The organism is Pantoea sp. UYEF8 (genome assembly GCF_040546285.1).
Lineage (GTDB): Bacteria > Pseudomonadota > Gammaproteobacteria > Enterobacterales > Enterobacteriaceae > Pantoea > Pantoea brenneri.
The window spans coordinates 1-4,174 of the sequence record NZ_JBEPNM010000032.1 but is presented as its reverse complement, the minus strand read 5'-3'; the positions used below and the strand labels follow the sequence as shown (position 1 = coordinate 4,174).

Sequence of the window (4,174 nt, the reverse complement as noted above, 5' to 3'; positions counted from 1 at the left end):
TTTGCTTTGCCACGGAACGGTCTGCGTTGTCGGGAAGATACGTGATCTGATCCTTCAACTCAGCAAAAGTTCGATTTATTCAACAAAGCCATGGATAAGTTGTCAGTAGTTACCTGGTGCGTGTTTTCTTGGTACGCGATTAATATTAGCTTTTGGCTTCAATTCAGGTATACGCACCGGGCGACGCGTATCAGGGTTATTACACGTCCTGACAGGTGCAGCTTTAGTTTTAGGCTCAGCCTTAGTCTTGACCGTTACAGGTGGTGTAGCACGGGTACGTGACTCAACAACTACTACTACCGGCTCGATTTCAGGTTTCATTTCTAAGCAGTCTGAACAATAGTTGATATCAGTGTAACGGCGTTTAGCCACAGCCATAGCCTGATGATATTCATAAAACGACCCTAAAAATACTTGTCCTTCTTGCTGTAACTTCTTGCAACCCTTGCAATGCACTGTCATCCCCAAAAAAGGATGAATGCAGGCATAGTAAAACTTCGATTTATTCACCGATATTTCCTTAAAGTGCTGTGTGTAACCTTCAGTATTAAATGGCTAAAGTTAGTTTTCCCTGGTGCAGCAGTAAGATTTTTTATATGTTTTTTGCGTATTCGATACTACGCATATCCGAGCATTTCACCAACCCGCTAAAGTTAGCAGTGTTACGCCCTGTAATAGTAAAAGGCACGACAATTTTAGAACCGTCAATTCCTACTGAATCACGATGAACATAGAGTGAACCAATCGTAATTTTGGATTTACCGAAAAATTCAGCAGTAGGCATCTGAAGTAAATCATTCTCAACTGCTGTGACGGCACTTTTCAAATTTACAGTACTGCAAGCAAGGCGATCACTTTCCTCATGCAGTTGTTTTGAATAAACGTTATAGCCGATCCCACAGAGTACTAAAGCACTCAGACAACCAATACCAACTTTAAAGCTAGTCTTCATATCCTTGAATTCCGTTTGCTAAGTCTGGGTATATGATCAATCAGTTAAATAACGAAAACAATAACTTTTTTCATTTTTTTGAAAGCACAGTAACACTGATAATATGTTAGCGATAGCATGTAACTGAAACGTAATGGTTATTTCGTCTATTTCAGCCCAGGTAGAAATCAGACAAATCCATTAATACTCTAGGTCACTTAAATAAAACTACATCTAATATTCAGTTTAATTAAAGAGTTATTCTTTCAATATTTTCGAATGTTTCAGATGATTTGACCTGCTCCCCGTTGATTAATACACCGCGATGCTAGTAATGTCTTCATAAGCCGCATGAGGACATCCCCATGAAGAAGCGTTTTTCCGACGAACAGATCATCAGTATCATCCGCGAGGCTGAAGCCGGGGTTTCTGCCCGTGCGCTCTGCCGTAAGCACGCCATTTCCGACTCTACCTTTTACACCTGGCGTAAGAGGTATGGCGGTATGGAGGTGCCCGAGGTTAAGCGCCTGAAGTCGCTTGAGGAAGAGAACGCCAGACTCAAGAAGCTGCTTGCCGAAGCCATGCTGAATAAGGAGGCACTTCAGGTGGCTCTGGGGCGAAAGTACTGACGACAGACCAGAAGCGGGAAGCCGTTGAGTTTATGTGTGATGCGACCGGTCTGTCGCAACGTCGTGCCTGCAGGCTTACAGGTTTGTCCCTGTCGACCTGCCGCTATGAGGCTCAGCGTCCGGCGGCTGATGCGCATTTATCAGGGCGCATCACTGAGCTGGCACTGGAGCGCAGGCGTTTTGGCTACCGCCGCATCTGGCAGTTACTGCGCCGTGAAGGCCTTCATGTTAATCACAAGCGCGTGTACCGCCTTTATCATCTGAGTGGGCTGGGCGTAAAACGCAGACGACGTTGTAAAGGGCTGGCAACAGAACGTCTGCCACTGCTCCGCCCGGCGGCGCCCAACCTGACCTGGTCGATGGATTTCGTCATGGACGCGCTGGCCACCGATCACAGGATCAAGTGCCTGACCTGTGTGGACGACTTCACGAAGGAGTGTCTGACAATTACCATCGCATTCGGGATTTCAGGCGTTCAGGTCACGCGTATTCTGGACAGCATTGCACTGTTTCGAGGCTATCCGGCGACGATAAGAACTGACCAGGGGCCGGATTTCATGCCGCGCACTGGATCAATGGGCCTTTGAGCATGGTGTTGAGTTGCGCTTAATCCAGCCGGGCAAGCCAACACAGAACAGATTTATTGAGAGCTTTAACGGACGATTTCGCGATGAATGTCTGAATGAGCACTGGTTCAGCGATATCGTTCGCGCCAGGAAAATCATTAATGACTGGCGACAGGATTATAACGAGTGTCGTCCACATTCAGCACTGAATTATCAGACGCCATTAGAGTTTGCAGCACGGTGGCGGAATGGAAAATGTGAAGGTAAAAAAACCGACATCACTAACTGACGGTTGTATCTAATACTGGGGGCAGGTCATGGCGATATCATGTAAAGAATCACCTTGCTTATACCTGCCCCAGATGATCGCTTTCTGCTCTGGCGTGTAGTAAATGCGGGTTCGTTGTTTCATGGCAATGTCCTCCTCGTTACAGGATAGCGTTGCATCGATCAGTTGAACTCACACGACAAGCGGACGGCAACCCTAAAAAGAGCATTCCATTTACGAGTAACTGAGTGCTCACAGTTAGTCTTTATTGTGTATGCCTGGAGAAGCTTTGAACATGATTTAGCCGCGGCCTGTCGAAATTTCATGACGTTATGCCAGTCCCAGAAAAATTGACATCTTTTGGCTTTTTCTGATGAGGATAGACGCTGCAAAGCTAAAAATTATGTTTAGTACAATAACATAAGTTAAGAATAAAACAGGATCTCTTGAAATTCCCGATTTACTCCATACCCATCCCAGAAATATTAAAATAGGCAGGTGAGTTAAATAAAATGGTAGGGCGAGCTTTGATAAAGCTGTGATGGTTTTATTTTCTTTTATATTTAAATTCTTGAAAGTATAAAATAATGCCAGGCACAGGGCGATTACAGCAAAAACCTGACATAAGCTCATAGCAGTTTTGAACTCACCTTTAAAAATAATGCTAAAAAAGTACCATAAAAGGTAAAGCGCCGATAAAAATATCGCCTCCTTTTTATTAACATCCTTTTTGATAAAAAACAGCAACATTCCTGTGAAGAAAAAAGGGATGTATTGTATGGTTGGAATTATCTGGCTTACACTCAGTACAGAATTCGGTAGCAGCATATTAACTATTTTGCTTACAGCAACAGATAAACAGACGGCCAAAAACAGCAAGGAAAAAACGAACGGCCACGTTAACCTATTCAGCTTTTCTGCAATGTAAGAGGCGAGCCTGTTTATTTTTTCCGGTGCAAGCATCAAGAGCATGCTTATCTGAGAAAGAACAATAAGAAACCAGAGGTGCTTATAACTGAGATAATCACGCAAATCTGTGTCATCGAAAAGGAAATACATTTCCATTGCAATCAAAGGCAAGGTTATCATTACAGCCAGCAATGTGGGTCGTATTAATCTTTTTTTTCGACTTGAAATAAAATGACTAGCACCCTTTCGCTTTATTAAAAGTGCTGAAAAAAATCCAGAAATGATAAAAAAAAGCTCCATCCTGAATGGGTGTGTTAAATTGAGTGCATCCACAACCCATACATTTTGATTTAATGAATAATCAAATCCCCATGCGCCACCGTAGAGCATTGAAGCATGAAATGTGGGGCCGAAAATCATGATGATTGAGCGAAGAAGATCTAGCCCGGTTAGTCTGTTGTTCATGTTTATGAATAAGCATCCGAGGTTGGTTTATCATATTATTATAATATCCAAAAAATAGTGTATGCAATTAGCTCTTTTCTTAATTAACAATATGGCCCCTCCTTTTCACTCTTGGTTGTGATTTTCTAATTTGGTCATTAAGTAGCAGGGAAATACGGGTAACAAAAAGACATTTTTGGCGAAAAAAAGAGAGGTTTATAAAGCCACGCTAATGTATGAGTGTTAACTTAAAACGGCTCACCTAGTCGCAGTTATGCTTACACAACTTCCGCTTTTGGCACAAAGCGGCCTGTCGATGTTTGTAATGTTATGGGCTTTGTTGAATAAATCGAACTTTTGCTGAGTTGAAGGATCAGATCACGTATCTTCCCGACAACGCAGACCGTTCCGTGGCAAAGCAAAAGTT

At 43.0% G+C, this 4,174-nt stretch carries 4 protein-coding genes and 1 pseudogene; 2 read left to right on the top strand and 3 right to left on the bottom strand.

Translation table 11 applies throughout. The features are described 5' to 3' along the window. Positions 1-102: 102 nt before the first annotated feature. Together ABIB18_RS23640 and ABIB18_RS23635 are read right to left on the bottom strand one after the other, a co-directional pair. Positions 103-510: a hypothetical protein gene (locus ABIB18_RS23640; RefSeq protein WP_143807376.1), complete on the bottom strand. Its 408-nt coding sequence runs from the start codon at positions 508-510 to the stop codon at positions 103-105. Positions 511-592: 82 nt separating this feature from the next. Continuing rightward, the gene (locus ABIB18_RS23635) at positions 593-952 is read right to left on the bottom strand and encodes a hypothetical protein (RefSeq protein ID WP_143807375.1); all 360 of its coding nucleotides are present in this window, start codon (positions 950-952) and stop codon (positions 593-595) included. 344 nt (positions 953-1,296) lie between these two features. Between ABIB18_RS23635 and ABIB18_RS23630 the strand changes: the two are divergent. Then, positions 1,297-2,415, top strand: a pseudogene (locus ABIB18_RS23630) (IS3 family transposase). A gap of 309 nt (positions 2,416-2,724) precedes the next feature. On the opposite strand, the gene ABIB18_RS23625 reads toward ABIB18_RS23630, so the two are convergent. Then, entirely contained in the window at positions 2,725-3,768 is a 1,044-nt protein-coding gene (locus ABIB18_RS23625; RefSeq protein WP_354476042.1) for an acyltransferase family protein, read from the bottom strand. A gap of 344 nt (positions 3,769-4,112) precedes the next feature. Between ABIB18_RS23625 and ABIB18_RS23620 the strand changes: the two genes are divergently transcribed. Then, positions 4,113-4,174 (top strand): hypothetical protein (locus tag ABIB18_RS23620; RefSeq protein WP_225385476.1); only part of this gene is annotated, 62 nt, incomplete at its 3' end.

What these genes read in the sequence shown, in the direction of transcription:
- ABIB18_RS23625 (WP_354476042.1), bottom strand. Translation starts at nt 3,768, where the DNA reads ATGAACAACAGACTAACCGGGCTAGATCTTCTTCGCTCAATCATCATG.
- ABIB18_RS23635 (WP_143807375.1), bottom strand. Translation starts at nt 952, where the DNA reads ATGAAGACTAGCTTTAAAGTTGGTATTGGTTGTCTGAGTGCTTTAGTA.